Source organism: Streptomyces sp. NPDC058000, assembly GCF_042886435.1.
Classification (GTDB): domain Bacteria; phylum Actinomycetota; class Actinomycetes; order Streptomycetales; family Streptomycetaceae; genus Streptomyces.
Window position 1 is genome coordinate 107,325 of sequence record NZ_JBHVQS010000005.1, and the last position, 14,458, is coordinate 121,782.

At 66.8% G+C, this 14,458-nt stretch carries 12 protein-coding genes and 2 pseudogenes; 8 read left to right on the forward strand and 6 right to left on the reverse strand.

Annotation, left to right across the window (positions count from 1 at the left end; genetic code table 11):
* Positions 1–465: 465 nt before the first annotated feature.
* On the reverse strand, positions 466–2,040 hold the full coding sequence (locus ACFVT2_RS07865) for an MDR family MFS transporter (RefSeq protein WP_390013476.1): 1,575 nt from the start codon (positions 2,038–2,040) through the stop codon (positions 466–468).
* 514 nt (positions 2,041–2,554) lie between these two features.
* On the opposite strand from ACFVT2_RS07865, the gene ACFVT2_RS07870 reads away from it, so the two are divergent.
* Together ACFVT2_RS07870 and ACFVT2_RS07875 are read left to right on the forward strand one after the other, a co-directional pair.
* A complete protein-coding gene (locus tag ACFVT2_RS07870) occupies positions 2,555–3,100 on the forward strand; it encodes a VOC family protein (RefSeq protein ID WP_390013479.1) in 546 nt (181 codons plus the stop codon).
* Entirely contained in the window at positions 3,093–3,896 is an 804-nt protein-coding gene (locus ACFVT2_RS07875; RefSeq protein WP_390013481.1) for a MerR family transcriptional regulator, read from the forward strand. Before ACFVT2_RS07870 ends, ACFVT2_RS07875 begins: the two co-directional genes overlap by 8 nt.
* Positions 3,897–4,239: 343 nt before the next feature.
* On the opposite strand, the gene ACFVT2_RS07880 is transcribed toward ACFVT2_RS07875, so the two are convergent.
* Together ACFVT2_RS07880 and ACFVT2_RS07885 are read right to left on the reverse strand one after the other, a co-directional pair.
* Positions 4,240–4,671: an IS3 family transposase gene (locus ACFVT2_RS07880; protein ID WP_390013483.1), complete on the reverse strand. Its 432-nt coding sequence runs from the start codon at positions 4,669–4,671 to the stop codon at positions 4,240–4,242.
* Positions 4,672–4,849: 178 nt separating this feature from the next.
* Positions 4,850–5,116: pseudogene (locus ACFVT2_RS07885) on the reverse strand (transposase); the annotation flags it as partial.
* A gap of 71 nt (positions 5,117–5,187) precedes the next feature.
* Between ACFVT2_RS07885 and ACFVT2_RS07890 the strand changes: the two are divergent.
* Together ACFVT2_RS07890 and ACFVT2_RS07895 are read left to right on the forward strand one after the other, a co-directional pair.
* Positions 5,188–5,495, forward strand: a pseudogene (locus ACFVT2_RS07890) (integrase core domain-containing protein); the annotation flags it as partial.
* A 716-nt stretch (positions 5,496–6,211) separates the two neighbouring features.
* Positions 6,212–7,117 carry an NADP-dependent oxidoreductase gene (locus tag ACFVT2_RS07895; protein WP_390013485.1) on the forward strand — a complete coding sequence of 302 codons (906 nt, stop codon included), beginning with the start codon at positions 6,212–6,214 and terminating at the stop codon, positions 7,115–7,117.
* 614 nt (positions 7,118–7,731) lie between these two features.
* On the opposite strand, the gene ACFVT2_RS07900 is transcribed toward ACFVT2_RS07895, so the two are convergent.
* On the reverse strand, positions 7,732–8,625 hold the full coding sequence (locus ACFVT2_RS07900) for an SDR family oxidoreductase (RefSeq protein ID WP_390013488.1): 894 nt from the start codon (positions 8,623–8,625) through the stop codon (positions 7,732–7,734).
* Between the two features lie 513 nt (positions 8,626–9,138).
* On the opposite strand from ACFVT2_RS07900, the gene ACFVT2_RS07905 reads away from it, so the two are divergent.
* The gene (locus tag ACFVT2_RS07905; RefSeq protein ID WP_390013491.1) at positions 9,139–9,558 is read left to right on the forward strand and encodes an SgcJ/EcaC family oxidoreductase; all 420 of its coding nucleotides are present in this window, start codon (positions 9,139–9,141) and stop codon (positions 9,556–9,558) included.
* A gap of 335 nt (positions 9,559–9,893) precedes the next feature.
* On the opposite strand, the gene ACFVT2_RS07910 is transcribed toward ACFVT2_RS07905, so the two are convergent.
* Positions 9,894–11,072: an MFS transporter gene (locus ACFVT2_RS07910; protein WP_390013494.1), complete on the reverse strand. Its 1,179-nt coding sequence runs from the start codon at positions 11,070–11,072 to the stop codon at positions 9,894–9,896.
* Between the two features lie 619 nt (positions 11,073–11,691).
* Between ACFVT2_RS07910 and ACFVT2_RS07915 the strand changes: the two genes are divergently transcribed.
* Positions 11,692–12,003, forward strand: coding sequence for a hypothetical protein (locus ACFVT2_RS07915; RefSeq protein WP_390013497.1), 312 nt, complete (start codon positions 11,692–11,694; stop codon positions 12,001–12,003).
* A gap of 514 nt (positions 12,004–12,517) precedes the next feature.
* Here the strand turns inward: ACFVT2_RS07915 and ACFVT2_RS07920 are convergent.
* Positions 12,518–12,805, reverse strand: a complete 288-nt coding sequence (locus ACFVT2_RS07920; protein ID WP_390013500.1) for a hypothetical protein — start codon at positions 12,803–12,805, stop codon at positions 12,518–12,520.
* 57 nt (positions 12,806–12,862) lie between these two features.
* Between ACFVT2_RS07920 and ACFVT2_RS07925 the strand changes: the two genes are divergently transcribed.
* Complete coding sequence (locus ACFVT2_RS07925; RefSeq protein WP_390013502.1) at positions 12,863–13,120, forward strand: LysM peptidoglycan-binding domain-containing protein; 258 nt, start codon at positions 12,863–12,865, stop codon at positions 13,118–13,120.
* 530 nt (positions 13,121–13,650) lie between these two features.
* Positions 13,651–13,971 (forward strand): hypothetical protein, encoded by a 321-nt coding sequence (locus tag ACFVT2_RS07930; RefSeq protein WP_390013505.1) that lies wholly within the window; start codon positions 13,651–13,653, stop codon positions 13,969–13,971.
* Positions 13,972–14,458: the final 487 nt, after the last annotated feature.

The window sequence follows — 14,458 nt, forward strand, 5'->3', positions numbered from 1 at the left end:
GGCGGGCACGGCGGGCGGTGCGGGCAGGCAGTCCGGGCTGGGTGGGCGGTGCGGTCCGGGTACTGCGGGAGGTTCGGGGGATCTAGGCAGCTGGGCGGGCGCGGCGGGTGGTGCGGGTGGCCCCGGCAGTGCGAACGGTGCGGGCGGGCGGGTGGTGGGCGGTGCGACCGGGGCACTGCCGGACGTGCGGGGAACTAGGCGGGCGGGTGGACCCGGTGGTCGAACGGTGCGGGTGGCCCCGACAGTGCGAACGGTGCGGGTGAGTGGTGGCCCGGCGGGCTGTACGGGCGGGTGGGCGGTGCAATCCTGCGCTGCCGGCCGTGCCAGACGTGCGGGGATCCAGACGGGCAGGCGCGGTGGGCGGGTGGGTGGCCCCGGCAGCGCAGGGGGGTGCGGGCGGTCGCGGCGGGCGGGTGGCCGGCAGTGTGGGCGCGGTGGTGGGCGCGGGCGGGCGGGTGGTGGGTGTTATGGGTTTACCGGTGAGCCGGGCTGTGCCGGGTCGGACGCGGTGGTGGGGGTGGTGTCGTCGGCGTCGGGCACGTTCGCGGTGCGCAGGGGTACTTCCTTGACGAAGCATCCGGCTATCAGCGCGATGGCGGCCAGGACCGCGCAGAACAAGAAGATCCGGCTGGTGCCCTCGGCAACGGCGTTTTCGTAAGCCTGGCGCAGGGCGTGCGGGAGGCGCGCGAGGACGTTGGGGTCGGGTTGTGCGCCGCCGGTGCCGCTTATCGGTGTGCCATCGGCGGTGCGGGCACCGGTCACGGAGCCGGCGAACAGAGCACCGCTGATCGCGACACCGACGGAGCCGCCCAGGGAACGGGCCAGGGTGGCGGTGGAGGAGGCCACCCCCAGGTCTTTGAGTTCGGCGCTTTGCAGGGAGATCAGCAAGGTGGTCTGGGTAAGCAGGCCCATACCCAGGCCGAGTACGGCCATGAACACGCCCAACACCACAGGGCTGGTGCCGCGGCCGGTCCAACTCAACAGGAACGAACCGACGGCCAGCGCTGCACCACCCAGGACCACGAACGCCTTGTACTTACCGCTTTTGGTGATGAACTGGCCACCGAAGGCACTGACAGCGACCATCGCGGCGAACATCGGCAACAACAACAAGCCCGCATTGGTGGCCGAGGCATGCTGAACGACCTGCTGGAAAATCGGCAGGAAGGTCACCGCACTGGTCATCACGCAACCCAGGAACAGACCGGCGAGGGTGATCAGGGAAAAGTTGGCGTTTTTGAACAAGGCCAACGGCAAGAGGGGTGCGGCGGCGCGCCGCTCGACGTGGACCAAGGCCAGCAGGGCGGCCAGGGCCAGGGCGAGCAACGCCAGCAGGGGCGGCGACGTCCAGGCATAGTCCTTGCCGCCCCAGGTGGTGACCAGCACCACGGCACTGATGGCGATGGTGAGCCAGATCACGCCGGCGACGTCGATGCGGGCCTGGGTGCGCCGGCGGGGCAGGCGAAGCCACGCAATCATGATCAGGGCCGCTACGCCGACGGGAACGTTGACGTAGAAGCACCAGCGCCAGCCCAGTTGGTCGGCGATCACACCGCCGACCAGGGGCCCGCCGACCATGGCCAACCCCATGACCGCGGAGATCACGCCCTGGTACTTGCCTTGCTGGCGAGGTGGAACCAGAGTGCCGATGATGGCCAGTGCGCCGACCATCAACCCACCCCCACCCAGCCCTTGCAGCGCACGAAAACCAATGAGTTGACTCATGCTCTGAGCCATACCGGAGAGCACCGAGCCGGCCAGGAACAGCACGATCGCCCAGATGAACGCGCCTTTGTGGCCGTACATGTCGCCGAGCTTGCCCCACACCGGAGTGGACACGGCGATGGTCAGCATGTAGGCGGTGACCAGCCAGGACAATCGGTCCAAGCCACCGAGTTCGCCGACGATCCGCGGCATCGCGGCCCCCAGGATCATGCTGTCCAGGGAACCGAGCAGCATGGCGAGTACCGCGGCGGCCATCACCATGTACAGCCGGGGGCCCCGCAGTAATTCTCCGCTCGCGGGCTGGCCTTGTGACACGGTCGTCCTCTCCTTGGCAAGGCGGCGTACAGGTGGCGGGATGACCCACCCCACCAACTTACTTTCCGACAGGTCAGTTACAGGTCGACCATAGGACCGCACGCAAAGCACCGTCAAGAAACAACCACATCAACAACCCGCGAACACCCCCGGGTTGACACCCCAACGATGACGCGAGACGTGGATGCGAGCCGCCGACATGGGTGCGGGCACAGGGCACTGACGCACGGCGCCGGTGCTGGTGCTGGTGCTGGTGCCGGCGCAGGGTGCTGGCGCGGGTGCGGGTGTAGGGGTGCTGGCGCGGGTACTGACGCGGGCGCGGGCGCGGGGTGCTGGCGCGGGCGCAGGACGCGGGTGCCGACATGGCGTGCTGATGCAAGGCTCTGACGCAAGGTGCGGGTGCGGGGTGCTGGCGCAGGCGCCGCGCCAGGTGCTGGCTGTACCCGGCCAAGAGGTTGGTGCATCTGCTGTTGGGGTTGACCCTCACGTTGCGTGAGAGTGGACGATGCGGTGCATGAGTGACTTCTTCAACGCGTTTGAGATGAGTCCCGTGCCCACCCCGGGGCCGGATGCGGTTGCGCCGGAGCCGTTTCGTGGCATCTATGGGATGCCGGCGTTCGTGACGATTCCGACGTCCGATCTGGCCGCGTCCACGGACTTCTGGGTGCGAGGGCTCGGATTCTTTGAGTTGTTCAGCATTCCGGGCCAGGTGGTACACCTGCGCCGGTGGGCGTTCCAGGACGTGTTGCTCGTCCCTGCAGAGGGTGGTTCTGCGCAGACACAGGTGCCGGCGATGAGCGTGAGTTTCTCGTGCGTCCTGAGCGAGGTCGATCAGCTCGTCGAGGCGTGTCGTGGACTCGTTGCCGACAGCGTTACCGGCCCGCGTGATACTCCGTGGAACACTCGCGACGTTGAAGTGATCACGCCCGAGCGGGCGCGGGTCGTGTTCACCGCGGCGAAGCGCCTGGTTCCCGGCAGTTCGGAGGCGCGCGATCTCGTATCGGTCGGGATCGTCGCCCCGAAATCAACGGGTGAAGGCGACAATGGCGTTCATGACTGATCCCGAGCTCGACGGCGGTCTCACGGTGGGTGCGGCTGCCGAGCTCCTGGGGGTGACCGTCCGCGCGTTGCACCACTGGGACGAGATCGGCCTGGCGTCGCCGTCTGTCCGCACCACGGCCGGGTACCGCCGCTACACCGACGCGGACCTGCAGCGACTGCATCGGATCGTCGCCTATCGAGAGATCGGCCTCGGATTGGAGGCGATCCGCGGGGTTCTCGACGACGCGACCACCGAGATCGGCGCCACCTTGCGTGAGCAACGCTCCCAGCTCGCCGAGCGGATCCACGACCTGCAACAGCTCGACGAACGCCTGGAACGGATGGCCAAGGCACACCAACGCGGAATCCTTTTGAGCGACGAAGAGCAGTCGGCGACGTTCGGCCCGGGCTGGGACCCGCGCGGATCGGGGCAGGCCCGCGTTGTCTGGGGAGACTCCCCGCAGTGGGCGCAGTTCGCCGAACGCTCCGCTTCCCGCACGCGCGAGCAGTGGCGGTCTCTCTCCGAGGCGATGTCCACGCTCCAGCGTGATCTGGGCGATGCGCTGGACCAGGGCGTCGCTCCGGGCAGTCCGGAGGCGAACGTACTCGTCGAGCGCCACCGCAAGGTCTTCTCGAACTTCTTCCCGCTCACGCGGCAGATGCAGGTGTGTCTGGGGCGAATGTACGAGTCCGACCCGGGCTTCGCGGCCCACTACGACGGCATTCGTGCCGGGCTGGCCTCCTGGTTCCGGCAGATCATCGACCAGGCCGCTCGCGCTCACGGAATCGACCCCGACACCGCGACCTGGCAGTAGTAGCTGTCCATCCCCTCGAATCGTGGAGACCTTCCTCTGCAGCCAGCCCCTTGCCGAGGTCGGCCCAGTAGCGTGTTCGTAGTCGATCGGGCTTTTGAAGCCACACACGCTGTGCAGCCGCCGAGCGTTGTCGAAGTCGGTGCTCCAGGTCGCGCTCCGGATCCGGGCCTCGGTGCGCGTGGCGAAGGTGCCTCGATGGACGTACTCGACCTTGAGCACGCTGTTGAACGCCTCGCCGACGGCGTTGTCGAAGCGTGAGCCGACCCGCCCCATGGGCTGGATGACGTCCAGCGTCCGGCAGGCCCGGTGGAACTTCCGCGACGCGTATTCGCTTCCGCGGTCGCTATGGAAGATCACACCGCGGACGTCCCCGCCGCGGGTCGCGACGGCCATGTGCAGGCGGCGGCGACCAGGTCGGCGTCTGTCGGGCACCCATCGCATAGCCCGGCAGGCGGCGGGAGAACAGGTCGATGACCGTGGCCAGATACAGCTTGCCTTCGCTGGTGTCGATCTTCGTCATGTCCCTGCACCACACCAGGTCAGGAGCCTGCGCGGTGAAGTCGCGGCGCACGAAGTCCGGGCTCGCCGGCCGCTTGCCGGGCCGGGTCAGCCCCCGACGCCTGCGGACTGCTCGGCCTGCCAGGCCGAGCTCGGCCATGATCTTCGCAATGGTGTTCACCCAGACGCGCCAGCCCTTGCGGACCAGCGTGATCCAGATCTTCGGCGAGCCGTAGGTGCCACCGGAGTCGGTGAACTCCTCCTGGACCGCCTCCATCAGCCGCAGGCGGCGAACCTGCCGCCCGGTGGGCTTGCGGGTACGGTGCTGTAGAACCACCACTCGCCCACGCCCACGCCCAGGGCACGGCACGGCACGGCACGAGACACGGTGCGCAATGTTGTGCACGGTCCTCAAATCGCTGATCACCCCGCCCACTTGTGCCGGGTCGCTCCAGCTACTTCACCCACACGACCATGCAGCGTCTGAGCACATCACGCTCCATGACCAGTTCCTTGCTGTCCGACTTGACCTGGGCGTTCTCCCACCGCAGCCGCTCCAGCTCGGCACCATCACCCGAAGATGCCGACCCGGCCCGGCAGGCCCGGGACACCCAACCGGCCAGGGAGGTCACGTCGATACCCAGGCCCCTCACAACCTCCACGATCGGCTTGCCGGTCTCCGCCACGATCCGTACAGCTCCCTCACCGAACTCCGGCTCGAACTTCCGCCGCTTCTACGCCATGACTCCCCACTTCCCCTGCAGTCATGGTCTTCACCCTACGAGGGAGGGACAAACGAGGAATCCCCCGCATCGAGCGGCTCATCACCGACAACGCCTGGGCCTACCAGTTCTCACTCCGGCAACTCTGCGCAACTCACCGTATCCGGCACAAGTTCATCAAGCCGCACTGCCCATGGCACAACGGCAAAGGCGAACGCTTCAATCGCACCCTGCAAACCGAGTGGCCATCACCCAGGTCTTCACCACGAACGACGCACGCACCGCCGCGCTCGCACCCTGGATCGAGCACTACAACACCACGCGCCACCACACCGCGCTCCCAGACCACGCCCCGATCAGCCCACTGCTACCAACATGATGGCCGGGCACAGCTAGCGCAGGGTTCAGGTACGGGGCGACAACGCCAAGACAGCCACGAGCTGCCAGCACCGGGTGCCGGCCCCAGATGCTGACATGGAGTGCGAGTGCCAGCACGGGGCGCGGGTGCCGACGCGGGATTCCAGTGCGGGGCGCGGGTGTTGGTACAAGACGACGACGCGAGGACAGCCACGGGATGCCGACGCAACGTACGGGTGCCGACGCGAGGCGCGGGTGCGGGGTGCTGGTGCGGGGTGCTGGTGCGGGCACGGGCGCAGGTGTCGACGCAAGGCGCAGGGTGCCGACATGGGGTACTGGTGCAGGGCGACGACGCAAAGACAAGCGCGGGCTGCCGGCGCGAGGCGCTGACACGCGGTGCGGGTGCCGGCGCGAGCTACCGGCGCGAGATGCGGCTGTTGGTTGATGGTCGGGTGCGACGACGCGAGGACAAAGGCGGGCTGCCAGTACCGGGTCCTGGCCCGAGGCCCTGACATGGAGTGCGGGTACCGGCACGGGCTGCCGGCACGGGCTACGACTGTTGGTTGATGAGGATCCTTGAAACAGCCAGGGCGCTCTTGGGCCCACACTTGGTTGCCGTGGGCAACAATGAAGGTAGCCGCTTGCTGGTTCGGCGTGCGTGCCTGCACTGAGTCGGGAATCCCTTGATCATCCCCGGTGTTGGGACCTGCTGTCAGACCGTTATGTGAAGGGCTTTTCGTGCGCGCCATACAGATCGATCGCTTCGGCACCCCTGACGTCCTCGACATCGTTGAAGTCCCCGAGCCCGAACCTGGCCCTGGAGAGGTGCTGATCCGGACCGTTGCGACCAGCATCAATCCCGTCGACGACAAGACGCGGGAGGGAGCCATCGGGGAAGGAACGCCGCCACTGCCGATGACGCTCGGCTGGGACGTGGCCGGCATCGTGGTCAACGGCACCACCACCGGGCTGCGCGCCGGTGAACGCGTCATCGCCATGTCGCACCAGCTCAGCGCCGGCCGAGGGACCTGGGCCGACCTGGTCGCGCTTCCCGCACAGGCAGTCGCCGTCGCGCCCCGGTCAGTCAGTCTGGCCGAGGCCGCCACATTGCCGCTGCCCGGGCTGACGGCCTTGCAGACGCTGGACTGGCTGGCTCTCAAGGCCGGCGAGCGACTGCTGATCGCCGGTGCCGCGGGGGCAGTTGGCGGGCTGGCGTTGCAGATCGCCCGTGCGCGCGGCGCCAAGGTCGATGCACTGGTCTCCGGCGATGCGCAGGTCGCCTTCGCCCGTGACCACGGTGCCGATCTTGTCACCACTGGCCGCAACGCTCTGCGGGACCATCACTATGACGCGGTCTTCGACACCTTCGGGGCATTCGTGACCGAGGCAGTGGCCGATGGCGGCCGATACGCGTCGATCGCCACCCAAGCCGGTCCGGTACCCGACCTCTCCTCCCGCGGCGTGCGTACAACCGTCAACCAGGTACGCGAAGACGGTCCAGGACTGAACAAGCTGACCAAACTCGTCGACGACGGCTCCCTGCAACTGCGCGTGCACTCCACCTTCAGCCTCCAAGAGATCCAGGCCGCACACACGCGCTTTCTCCAAGGCAGCCTGACAGGAAAGATCACCGTCGTCTTCTGACACAGAGCCCCGGCCCCTTGGCTCATGTGCTGGGCCGGGGATCCACAGGCGGTAGCCGTTCCGGACCGCTGGCCTCACCCGCCCTGCCCCGAGTCAGGAAACAAGGCAAGCAGGTCTTAAGGAGTCCGTGAGCACGAGGCGGGGATTATTTCAGCAAGCCCTATCAAGGTCCGATGCGACGACGCCAGGACAAGAGCGGACTGCGGCACAAGGGGCTGGCGCGAGGCGCTGACACGGAGTGCGAGTGCGGGCGCCAGCACAGGGCGCCGGCGCGAGGCGCGGGTACGAGGCGCGGGTACGAGGCGCCGGTGCGAGGCGCCGGTGCGAGGCGCGGGTACGAGGCGCCGGTGCGAGGCGCCGGTGCGAGGCGCGGATGCGAGGCGCGGGCGCGGATGCGGGCGCGGATGCCGACGTGGGGTGCTGGTACTGGTGCGGAGCCATGCCCCGAGGACAGGCACGGGGACCTGGCACGGGATGCTGGTACCCGCGCGGGCCGGTGCCCTTGCGTCAATCACCCTTGGGTCAATCGTTCTTAGGTCAATCGCCCTTGAGACAATACGTCCTTGGGGCGATCGTTCTTGGGGCGATCGTTCTTGGGGCAACGCGTTCTTGGGTCAGTGGAAGTCGGCGGCGTGGTCGCGGGCCCATTGGGCGAAGGTGCGGGGCGTGGCGCCGGTGATGTCGTGCACGGTGGGTTGGGGGCCGAAGGCGGTGAGGTCGAAGTGGGCCATCGCGTGGGGGTCGGTGGGGTTGCCGGCGTAGTCGACAAAGCCGAGGAGGAAGTCGGCGGCGGCTGCGGCGAACCCGCCTTGCTCGCGATAGCGTCGGCGGGCCTGTTGGGGGGTGACCTTCTCGAAGCGGATCTCCTGACCCAACGCCGAAGCCAGCGCGCGTGCCTGGTCACGTAGGCTGATCGGCGGCCCGTTCAACGTGTGAGCCACACCGTGATGGCCGCCTTCCAGCAGGGCCGTCACGGCCACATCGGCGATGTCCTGCTCATGCACGGGGCACCAGACCGCCTCAGGCGCGGGATGACGCACCACCCGCGCGGCGCGGATATCGGGCCCCCACAACGCGACTTTGTTCATCGCGAACTCACCCGGGCGCACATGAGTCCACTCCACCCCGGCAGCTTCGACGGCCTGCTCCACCGGCAGATGATGGACAGTGTCATAGCCAGCGCTCACCGCCCCCGAAGACAGAGTCACGATGCGCCGCACCCCCGCACGCTCGGCGGCCGCAACCACCTGACGGGCAGTAGCAGGAACGGGGAAGAGATACATCCGCTCAACACCCTCCAACGCGGCGTCAACACTTGCCAGTTCAGTCAGATCGCCAGCAACCACCTCAACACCGGCAGGCAGATCCGCACGAGCCACGTCACGGGTCAACGCCCGCACCCCAACACCCGCCGCAAGGAGCCCTTCGACCACGGCACGGCCGACACTGCCCGATGCACCAGTCACCAAAACCTTCATACCCATCCCTTCACACACCGACGTGCCCATGCCGGACACCGCCCACTTCACATACCAAGGCGCCCCATGCCAGACACCACTCACTTCACATAGCAAGGCGCCCCATGCCGGACACGGCTCACTTCTGACACCGGGTAAGGATTCCAGCCACCGTACGCCCATAACCGTGCACGATGCACCGATCAGCTTGCGCCAACACCACCACCACACAAACCCACTCCATTAACACGAAACAAGACAGTGCCCGCATGCGACCCGGCCGGTGAAGGGCACATGGAGTAGTCGGCAGGGCCGGTGGCGCGGGTTCGGTGCCGCGCACGGCCAGACCCGGGCCACGACACGCCAGCGGGCGCGGCAAAAGCGGCCGAGGCGGCGCAGAAGGTGAGGGCAACCAGGCTCACGGGAGGGGTTACGGGGGTAACGGGGCGGGGGTGGCTGACAGTTGACGGGAACCCGGGAATGACTTGCGCACGCCGGGACCACTCGAATTAGCGTGACCAGGACGAAGCCATCCGCCCACGCCCCCCGTCGAAGGAGACAGGCATGGCCGACCACCCCTACACCCCCACCCCCCACAACGACGACACACGCGCCATCACCAACCTCTTCAACCAATTAGAGACAGCCTTCGCCGCACACGACGCAACACAATTCGACCAACACTTCACCCACGACGTCATCTTCACCGCCGTCAACGGCATGCGACTCATCGGATGGAAAGCCCTCCACACCTACCACCGCGAACGCCTAGAACAACACGCACAAGACATCCAAACCCGATACGAAATCGAACACATCACCTACCCCAGCCCCCACATCGCCATCGTCTTCCTCCGCCAACCCATCACCACCCCACACCACCAACAAGAAAACCTCGGCACCTGGATCCTCACCAAACAAAACAACCAATGGCACATCACCGCCGGCCAAAACACCCACAACACCCACAACACCACCACCTAACACCAACCACACCCACCAACCACCCCGAAACCAACCACACACCACAACCAAACCCAGCCCAACAACAAACCTCAACCCACCACTAGCAGAGGCCACCAACAGCAACCAGCCAGCCAGTAGCAACGGGGACCACCAACGAAGGCGAGCCCGCCTACGGGGCAAACCCATCAGTGGCTGCAGGGCCGCCAGCGGCAGTGGGCCCGTCAATGGTTGCGGGCCCGCCTGCGGGGTCGGCCCCATCAGCGGCAAGGTGGTAGTAGGCCCGTGAGCGGTAGCGGATCTGTGCGCGACCGGACCCGTCAGCGGTAGAGGGCCCACCAGCGAAGATGGGTCTGTCAGTGATAGCGGGCTCGGCCGGCTACGGCTGCGCAGGTCAGGGGGATGGCCAATACCGCAGCAATCAGGAAGAGTTGGGTGTAGTGATGGGTGGCGGCTGCGGTGGCTGTCAGGCCGCTGGCCAGCGCACTCCCGCCGTAGAGGCTGACGCCGAACATCGCCACGCTGGTGGCCCGGGCCGCCGGAACCACCACCGTCGCCCACGACTGCAACGTGGTGTGCATGAACGACCAACTACCCCCCAGCAACAACGCGGTGAGCGCCAACGCCGGCAAAGACTGGCTCAAGGCCGCCACCGCGTAGGCCGCTGCTGCCTGCACCCCACCAGCCAGGATCAACATCGCCGGGCTCCAACGCCCCACCAACTTCTTGACCAACTGTGCGCACCCCATCGCCCCCGCGCCATACAACGCCGACGCCGCCCCCGCCACCGCCGTCGGCACACCACGCGCCTCAAGCGCAGGCGCCAGATACGTCAAGAAACCCAACAGCACCGCACCTTCCACCACAGCCAGCACCATCACACACCACATCCACCGCGAGCCCAACACAAGACGAAACGGCGCCAAAAGAGAACCGCTGGGCACGCGCTGCGGCTCAGCCAAATTCCGCAGCGCCCAAGTGAGATAGGCCGCGATCAGACCCGGCAACACAAACACCACACGCCAACTGACGTAGTACGCCAGCGTTCCCGCCACGACCGTACCCAGCGCCGTCCCCAAAGAAAACGCAGTCATCAAATCACTCAACGGACGCTGACGAACCGCAGCAGGCACCACATCACCCACATAACTCAGCGAAGCCGGCACACACGCGGCAAAACAAGCCCCCGCCACAGCACGAGCCACAATCAACACCGTCAAATTAGGCGCCACAGTAGACAACACCGACGACAACGCACCAGCCAACAATGACAACCGCATCACCGCCACCCGACCCAACCGATCACTAGCCAACCCCCACACCGGCTGCATCAATCCATAACACAAAAAATAAACACTGGCCGCAAACACCACCACAGCCATATCAGCCCCAAGCTGATCAGCAATAACCACCAACATCGGCGTAATACAAAAACGATCGAAATTACTCACAAAACCAGCCGACCGCAACAACCACAAACCACGCGAAGACAGAACAGCCGAACCGGACGACGCAACAACAGACACAAGCAACACACTCCCCTCCACCCCGGACTCTCCCAGACCCCTCAACACCACCATCCCCACCCGACAAACACCTCCCTCAGCCAATTACCAACACCCACACCCTCCCCGCACCCACAACCACACCGGCGACAAAACAACCTAGATCCACCAGGAACGAGGCAGCCCGGACCTACCAGCAGCGAAGGCGGCCGGACCCGACCAGCGGCGGGGCGGCCCGGGGCGGGCACGGCCGGGGACGGTTGAGGCCACGGACAGTTGAGGTCACGGACGGCCGGGGTCAGGGCGGCGCGGAGCAGGTAACCGCCGTACAGGGCGACGCACGCGCGACGATGGCTGTGCGTCGCAACCTCTCCGGCCCGGCGCTCCGCGCCATCCCCATCCACGCCATCGCCATCGCCATGCCATCCGCTGGGGGTCCCCCTCGCAACCGACTTCAGCCGCGCCAACCGCGCCGCCTACGGCACCACGCCCGAAGACCACCGGCATCAGGCCCGCCACAGCCACGAGTGGACTCATTGCCAACGCAGTTGTGCACGTAGCGCTCACGACCCACCCTCCGCGTTCCGGCATTTTGGAGGGACGTTTACCGATCGGCAACGCGTAAACGGAATGCAGACCGGTATGAGAAATGGGAGAACTTCACATCAAGCGCCTCAAGATGCGCACGGCACGGATGTCGGTCGTGGCGGGCGTGGCTGCCGCCGGGCTCGCGTTCGGGCTTGCCGGGGCGGGGACCGCACAGGCATCGCCGGCGGTGCCGCCGGGGACGTCAGGCTTCAAGGGCGGCAAGGTGGACTGGAAGGCGAACGGTGACACGGTGACGATCACCGACACCAAGCCGGACGGTTGCGCCTCCAATTTCAATGTCGCCAACTACGTCAACGACGACTATCACTCGCACCTGCGGCAGCGTAAGAAGCTGCTGTCCTTCCGGACGTGATCGACGCGTATCCGCTGGTCGGGGATGGGAGCGGTGGTTCCGTGGGAGTGGTGGTCTGTTGGGTCGCGCGCAGCCGATCATGGAACTCCTTGGCCGGGGCGTTGTCGCGCCAGCGGCGGAAGAACGCGTACACCCGGTCCCACGGCGGGAAGTCCCCGGTCATCGACCGCCACTTGATGCCGTTTGTCCACCAGGGAACGGATCGCATCCAGCATCTGTCGGTGGCAGTACGCCTCCGGCTGGCCCCCGGCCGCGCATCCAGCCCGGCATCGGCGGCAGCGACCGAACCGATGCCCACTCCACATCCGCTACGTCCGCCATGTCCGTCGGGTAATGGCGCTCACGGCCCCCGTTGTCGGCGGCGTTTCCGAACCGGTGAGCCAGGCAGTCACACCCCAGGACGACCGAACCTGGGTCACCAACAGCCACATCGACTTCGACCAACTGATGGGGACGCGGCAGAGCAGTTCGCTCGGCAAGGTCGGTGGCAGCGTCACCATCTTGGGCCGGGACTTCAAGCCGATGAGGTCCGTCCATAGCAGATCGTTCCAAGGGTCGGTGGGGGCTCACACTGGTGGATCGCCATCGACGGGCAGGACCGCGTGTGGGTCGCCGGCTTCGGCAGCGCGTCGGTGTCGCTGCTGTGCGGCACGAGCATCGCGGCCTGCCCGCCCGGCGCCTCCACCGGCACCGTGCTGTCCCCCGCGCAGGGCTTCCGCAACAACGCGATCCAGGACCTCACCGCGGTACAGATTGACGCCTCGGGCAACGCCTGGCTGGCCAACAACTGGTCGAAGACCATCCCGCCACTGGCGGCGTGGGGTTGGTGGAACTCGTCGGCCTCGCCACGCCCGTCTGCATGCCCCTCACCCCCCTGCCGGTACAGCCCTCTTCCGCCGGCCCGAACGCCTGCCCCGACCAGCCCACTCCGGCTGGCCCGCCCGGCCGCCAGCCGGACCCCAGCAGCAACCGCTACATCGTGCAACCCGGTGACACCCTGGCCGGCATCGGCGGCGCCCACGGTGAGTCACGGCAGGAGCTGTACCGCCAGAAAAAGGTCGTCCTGGAACGCAACCCCCACCTGATTCACCCCGGCCAAACCCTCACCTTCCGCTGACCGACCAGCCCGTTCGCCGAACAGGCTCACCATCCAGCCGGCCCTGGCCCTGGCCCTGGCCCTGGCAAGAAACCTAACGGGCCCGATAGGAGCTTCCAACACAACGTGAGTAGCCAGATCCTTCGGGTGGGCGTGTCTGTTGGTCCGTTGCTGGGGTGTGAGCAAACGGAACCCTCAAACCTGGCTGACTGGCGATGAGTTGTGGTCGAGGATCGAGCATTCCTCACCCGCGCATGCTCGCTCATCTGCTGGCGCCGACTGCAACCAACGTTGCATGAGGAGCTCAAGAGAGGATGACGAGCCGGCAATGCCTGATGGGCAGTCAACTTCCCTTGTCAGGGCCACTGTCACCGGTGAACCCACGTCCCTGGTCCCCGCTGCTACCGGAGAGGTGGCGTCGCCGGGCACGGCATCGGCCCGTGCCCGGCCGGATGGTGCCGGGCTGCCGCGTCGGCCGTCCAGACCGTTTCTTCTGATCGGCTCAACCGTTGGTCCGGGTGTCAATTGTCGCTCCTGCCCAAGAAAGGCACATGATGCGTCCGTTCCACCGGATTACCATCGGCCTCAGCAGCATTGCTCTGAGCCTCGTCCTCCCCGCCGGTACGGCGGTCGCCACGAACGGAACGTTCGGGTGGGTCGGGCCCAAGGGCAAGTCGTACTCCCTCCAGAACCCGCCGGACAGGAAGTGCTTCAACATGAGCCAAGAGGCCCGCGGCGCACGCAACTCGACGAAGCGGCCCCTCGCCGTGTACGCCGGCAAGAGCTGCCGGGGACACCTGACGCGCCTCGCCCCGGGACAGTCCGCACCGTCCGGCGCGCGTTTCTCCAGCGTCATGTTCAACCCGAGCTAGGACATGCCCGCGAGGTGGTGGCAACGTGGGCCAGGTCAAGGCGCGTCGTCACAGTTCCTCTGATCAGGCGGGCCTCTGATCAGACGGGTCTCCGATCAGGCAGGCTCGTGTCGGGACCGCCAACCGGATCGTTCTGGTGGCGCGTTGCACGAGTGGTGCGGGCCGCAGCAGACCGTCTACGAACGCCTCTCGCGGTCGCCTGCCGGTGGCCGGGCCCGGGACACTCCCCGGGCCCGGCCGCCTTCGCCCGACTACACGGTCGGTTGCGCGGTGCCGTGCCGTGCTGGTCGACCAGCTTCTGTCGACCGGTGAACGCCGAACCCGTATGACTTGAGGATCCCGGAAACTCGCGGGGCAGTCGCGGGCACAGAGTCCACAAGTCGGTTGGCTGTGAGTCGACTTCCAGGCGTCTGCAGAAGTGCGCAGGAGTGTGCAGGAGTGCGCAGGAGTGCGCAGGAGTCTGGTGGCTGTGCCGATCGCCCGGCGA

What these genes read in the sequence shown, in the direction of transcription:
- ACFVT2_RS07870 (WP_390013479.1), top strand. Translation starts at nt 2,555, where the DNA reads ATGAGTGACTTCTTCAACGCGTTTGAGATGAGTCCCGTGCCCACCCCG.
- ACFVT2_RS07880 (WP_390013483.1), bottom strand. Translation starts at nt 4,671, where the DNA reads ATGGAGGCGGTCCAGGAGGAGTTCACCGACTCCGGTGGCACCTACGGC.
- ACFVT2_RS07915 (WP_390013497.1), top strand. Translation starts at nt 11,692, where the DNA reads ATGGGAGAACTTCACATCAAGCGCCTCAAGATGCGCACGGCACGGATG.
- ACFVT2_RS07875 (WP_390013481.1), top strand. Translation starts at nt 3,093, where the DNA reads ATGACTGATCCCGAGCTCGACGGCGGTCTCACGGTGGGTGCGGCTGCC.
- ACFVT2_RS07920 (WP_390013500.1), bottom strand. Translation starts at nt 12,805, where the DNA reads ATGGTCTTCGACCAGTTGTTGGCCAGCCAGGCGTTGCCCGAGGCGTCA.
- ACFVT2_RS07930 (WP_390013505.1), top strand. Translation starts at nt 13,651, where the DNA reads ATGATGCGTCCGTTCCACCGGATTACCATCGGCCTCAGCAGCATTGCT.
- ACFVT2_RS07900 (WP_390013488.1), bottom strand. Translation starts at nt 8,625, where the DNA reads ATGGGCACGTCGGTGTGTGAAGGGATGGGTATGAAGGTTTTGGTGACT.
- ACFVT2_RS07925 (WP_390013502.1), top strand. Translation starts at nt 12,863, where the DNA reads ATGCCCCTCACCCCCCTGCCGGTACAGCCCTCTTCCGCCGGCCCGAAC.
- ACFVT2_RS07905 (WP_390013491.1), top strand. Translation starts at nt 9,139, where the DNA reads ATGGCCGACCACCCCTACACCCCCACCCCCCACAACGACGACACACGC.